Here is a 4,363-nt window from a genome sequence, read left to right as displayed (position 1 = left end):
CACAGATCGGCGGTCTTCATCCCCGCCTCATGCTCCTTCAGCACCCCGATGATCTGCTCTTCCGTAAACCTGCTGCGCTTCATTCGTCCGTCCTTCCATAAGGGCGGACTCTAACTCAGACTGGAGGAAATTTCCGGGGGCAGGTCAGAATTTCAACGACAGTGACCGGGGTAGTCATGGGAATTCAATATACGGCATTGCCGTATATTTGGCCATGCCAAATCTGCCCGCCATCAGAGCCCTCAAACTATTTTCCGGCATAAAGGAACACCGAGAGCAGCAACAAGAGACCCACATGAAGCCAGCTGGCCGCCGATGTCGTGTAGTGGCCGGTTTAGCCTTCCGTGGGACCGGCGTGGGACGGAAAAACGCGTGCGAGTGGCATCGCAATCGCGATCCGCTGGAACTCTTTGATTTCTGCGAAAGAGAATGGCGCGCCCGGAAAGACTCGAACTTCCAACCCCCAGATTCGTAGTATGAGGAGCTGAAACCGACAGATCCACTTGTTGAAGAGCATTCACGGACACGGGAGGTTAAAGTGACAGCGATGCCGACCTGGAATGCTGGCAATTCAGGCAAGAATCTTCCGGGTGGTAGACGGGGGCAACGCAGCCGCACCTACACCGCGCAGCCCCCGCCTGTAGGAAGAACGCGCCAGAGCGACCACGCACGAGCTAATTCCTCTTCACAAAAGCCTTACCATCATTTTCACTCAAACCCGACCCATCTTGGGCTCTCAACCTAGCAACCGCCCGCATGTGCTGCACATACCGAGCATCGTCGTCTGTCATCGAGTAGTAGAGCTCCAGCGCGTTACACAACTCTCCAGCCACTACAAATGCTTGCCCTCCAGGCGAAACCCCTGAAGCGAAGCACTTAAAATTCCCTTCAATCCCTGCCCAAGTTTCTTCGGACCAGATCACCCCTCTACGTGGATACCCCCTGTAAATAGACACCATTGTCTCTTCAAATTCCTTATCGTCATCCACAAATGTATCGTCGTCTGTGTAAAACACCATCTGATGCGTGTTCTTTGGGCATCCGTGGACGCCAAGTTCGATAGAAAATTTGGACTGTTCATTTCCGAATTTTCCGTGAAACTTCGCTATTAATCTGGGAACGTAATGGAGTATTTCAAATTCAGGCTGAACTGTTCCATTGAAAGCCAGATGTGATTTTGTACACTTATTGTCTAGTGCCTCTATGATCGCACTGCTCGCCTCAAAAGCGTCCTTCACGGAAAACCCTCGAATCAGCCGGTCATAGAAACTAATTGCCCCCGTAAGGGCGGCACGGTTCGATATTGGCGCAGTGGTACCTACCGCCATCGAAACCCGCCCCGTAAGCTTTTCGGCAATTAGGTCAGAGTCACATGCATTAATGTAAACAAGTCGCGGCGGGTTCTCGTTATGAAATATCGCATTCAGCGTATCATGACTTATTTTTACTTCGTTATTACCGCTGTTAGAAAAAGATAAACCATCTTTGTCGCCGTGCGTGGATATATGCAATATTTCCGGTTCATGCTTAATTATTTCAATTGGCAAGTCCTCTGCTAATACCGCAGGAAGGAAAACAAATTCAACCGGCTCACCGACAGATTGAGTAAATCTTCGTTGAAGCGCTGTGACCTCTTTTTCCAGCAGGAGCCCTTGTTCAGACAATGCTCTTGATCCGATATACAGTCCGCGCATCGCATCCCCACTATAATAGAGGAAATTTCAATCTACTTTAAACGCCCACGCTGCTATCCCACTGAGAACAAAAAGCGTCCTTTGCAGGCAAAATTACAATTTTTACCAAAATCGCTGAAATAATAGGGGCATATGCAATTGGCACACTTGCGGCAGCAACCAATGTTGTGATTAACGCCGTAAGCGTAACGCTATCACCAGAAATAGCCTTCATTATATCTGATCGGATTTTTTCGCTATTTTTGTCATGGCCGCAAATTATTTTTCTTACCTCACTTGTACTATTTTTGAAAAACTCCCTCCCAAACTTCTCCATCGCAGACCCCCTAACATAATCCTCCTCGCTTATTTTAAACCCAAATTTATTTGAATAAGACGGATTTCTGTCTACGAAATGCTTTATATTCCCCAATTCCACGTAAAGCTTGTCGTTATCTGTCGCTAAATAACTAGTTGCGAGCTCAACCTGGGCATTTACAACCTCAGACACATTATTGCTCGACATTTTAGAATCTCCGCGCCATACAACTTTAGGAAAAATCTTTGATATTTTTACTCCTAAAGCGGGTTTTGGTCGAGTCCGGCTGCGCTGTTACAAATCGCCAATCTGGTAGGGCGACTACCGGCAGGACGTACCGAAATCAGAAAAAAAGTTGGTCGCATAATTCCCGTTCCGATCAGAAGCGGCCCGCAACCTATTGACGGGGCTCCGGCATCGCCGGAGCCCCGTCTCAATTCCTTATTCAAACTCGCGCCAGCAGCCCACACCTGGGCACCGACGGCGGACCGGGGTTATCGCTCCTCCGCCTCCCGCAATTCGGCCTCGCTCATTCGTTCGGCCAAATGTTCGCGATAGCGCTCCATCTCAGCCTTGGGCGGCCCCGCCAGGCGCGCGATCGCCTCAGAGCACCAATAATACGCCTCCACCAGGTCCGGAGGGACACCCAGCCCCCGGGCGTAAACGTCCGTCAGGGTCCGCATCGCGCCGCCATAACCGCGCTTGGCGGCAGCGAGGTACCATTTCGCCGCTTCGCCGCGATCCTGGGCTGTCCCTTGCCCGTTGAAGAAGCACACGCCGAGCCCGTATTGCGCCTCAGCATCTCCTTGCTCCGCCGCACGCTTGTACCATCGGAAAGCTTCCGCGGCGTTCGGTGGAGACGTACTGATGTAATGGATGGCCAACTTTCTCTGCGCGAGCGCCAGCCCCTGATTTGCGGCGCGCGAATACCAGTCGACCGCGGCCTGCGGATTGGGAGGAACCCCCTCGCCGAAGGCGAACGCGCCGCCGAGGAACAACTGCGCCGCGGCGTTTCCCTGGACCGCCGCCCGCCGGAACCACTCGACGGCACGCCCCAAATCCACCTGCGCCCCCTTGCCCTCGCGGTAACAGAGGCCAAGGTTAAACTGCGCGTCGGCCAGACCTTGCTCCGCCGCCAGGCGGTACCATGCGAACGCCTCCCAGAAATCGGGCTTCGAGACGAACCCGTGCTCTAGCAGGTAGCCGAGTCTGAATTGCGCCTCGGCAAGCCCCTGCTGCGCCGCCTTGAGATACCATTCGGCCGCCCCGGAGTAGCTCTGGGTGGAACCGATCCCGTTCTCGATCATCTGGCCGAGATTGCACTGGGCGGCGGCGAGACCGTTCCTCGCCGCCTCGGTCACCAGGGCCATGCCTTTCCCTACGTTCCGCTCGACGCCGACCCCGTGGATGTACATGTTCCCCAGATTGTTCTTGGCCGAGTCGTTTCCCTTTTCTACCGCCGCCTCGTACCATTTCGCGGCTTCGACGGGATCTTTCTCGCCGTTGACGCCCAGCTCCGAACCCAGGCCCAAACTGAAAAATAATTCGCCGGTCGAGTCTTCGGGCTGATCATCGTCCAGATCAAAATCGTCCATTTCTTCCCTATCCGAGCGGTTGCGTTGGGTAAAATCCGGTTCGGCCCGAGCGAGCCTCGTCGGCGCCGCTCGAACTTTTGTTTTATTTCCACAATCGATTTGCCGAGTCGGCTCGAAATACCGAACCGAGCAAGAACATGAAGAGGGGACAACTATAAATGAGCCGCACCACCGACGCCACAGGTCGGTCGCATAACGCGCCTTCCCGCCCATTCGGGTTCGAGTCCGGCCCCCAATTGACCACCAGCCAACCGTCACGCCGGCATCGACGCGCCGCCACCCCTCGCCCTACGCTCCAGTAGGGGCGCCCCGCGGCGCCGCCCGCACGGAGGAGGACCGGATGGCGAAGGACCTGACGCGACGCGAGCTGTTCGATCTGGTGTGGGGGCGCCCGATGACCAAGGTCGCCGCCGACCTCGGCATCTCCGACGTCGCCCTCCACAAGATCTGCGACAAACACCGGATCCCCGCGCCAGGCCGCGGTTATTGGGCCAAGGTGGCGGCGGGCGGCAAACCGCCGAAGGGACACTTCCGCGAGATCTCCAATAGCGGGCTCAATCTCGTCCGTATCTACGGATCACCCCTCCAGGCCTTGCCCGAACCGGTGCGGGAGGCGCGCGCCAAGGCGATGGCGATGGCAAGCGCCCCGCCAGTCGTCGTGGAGCCAACCCCCACCCCGGATCTGCACCCCGCGGCGGAACGGCTGAAGCACTTCCTCGCCAAGGGAAAGCCGAACGCCGCCGGCTTCATCGACATCTCCGACGCGAAGACCTTCC

4 protein-coding genes are annotated in these 4,363 nt (G+C 55.6%); 1 reads left to right on the top strand and 3 read right to left on the bottom strand.

Annotated features, from left to right (window positions below):
• Window positions 1–674 precede the first annotated feature (674 nt).
• The 3 genes from JOZ06_RS19175 to JOZ06_RS19165 all read right to left on the bottom strand — a co-directional run bounded on the left by JOZ06_RS19175 (window position 675) and on the right by JOZ06_RS19165 (window position 3,587).
• Window positions 675–1,694, bottom strand: a complete 1,020-nt coding sequence (locus JOZ06_RS19175; protein WP_293235388.1) for a hypothetical protein — start codon at window positions 1,692–1,694, stop codon at window positions 675–677.
• Window positions 1,695–1,731: 37 nt separating this feature from the next.
• Window positions 1,732–2,199: a hypothetical protein gene (locus JOZ06_RS19170; RefSeq protein WP_293235386.1), complete on the bottom strand. Its 468-nt coding sequence runs from the start codon at window positions 2,197–2,199 to the stop codon at window positions 1,732–1,734.
• Between the two features lie 287 nt (window positions 2,200–2,486).
• On the bottom strand, window positions 2,487–3,587 hold the full coding sequence (locus JOZ06_RS19165; RefSeq protein ID WP_293235384.1) for an SEL1-like repeat protein: 1,101 nt from the start codon (window positions 3,585–3,587) through the stop codon (window positions 2,487–2,489).
• Window positions 3,588–3,927: 340 nt separating this feature from the next.
• Between JOZ06_RS19165 and JOZ06_RS19160 the strand changes: the two genes are divergently transcribed.
• On the top strand, window positions 3,928–4,363 hold a 436-nt coding region (locus tag JOZ06_RS19160), incomplete at its 3' end, for a hypothetical protein (RefSeq protein ID WP_293235382.1).

The organism is Paludibacterium sp. (assembly GCF_019232825.1).
GTDB lineage: Bacteria > Pseudomonadota > Gammaproteobacteria > Burkholderiales > Chromobacteriaceae > Paludibacterium.
This window is presented reverse-complemented; position numbering and strand designations above follow the sequence as displayed.

Coding starts and splice junctions, on each gene's coding strand:
- JOZ06_RS19175 (WP_293235388.1), bottom strand. CDS start 1,694: ATGCGCGGACTGTATATCGGATCAAGAGCATTGTCTGAACAAGGGCTC.
- JOZ06_RS19170 (WP_293235386.1), bottom strand. CDS start 2,199: ATGTCGAGCAATAATGTGTCTGAGGTTGTAAATGCCCAGGTTGAGCTC.
- JOZ06_RS19165 (WP_293235384.1), bottom strand. CDS start 3,587: ATGGACGATTTTGATCTGGACGATGATCAGCCCGAAGACTCGACCGGC.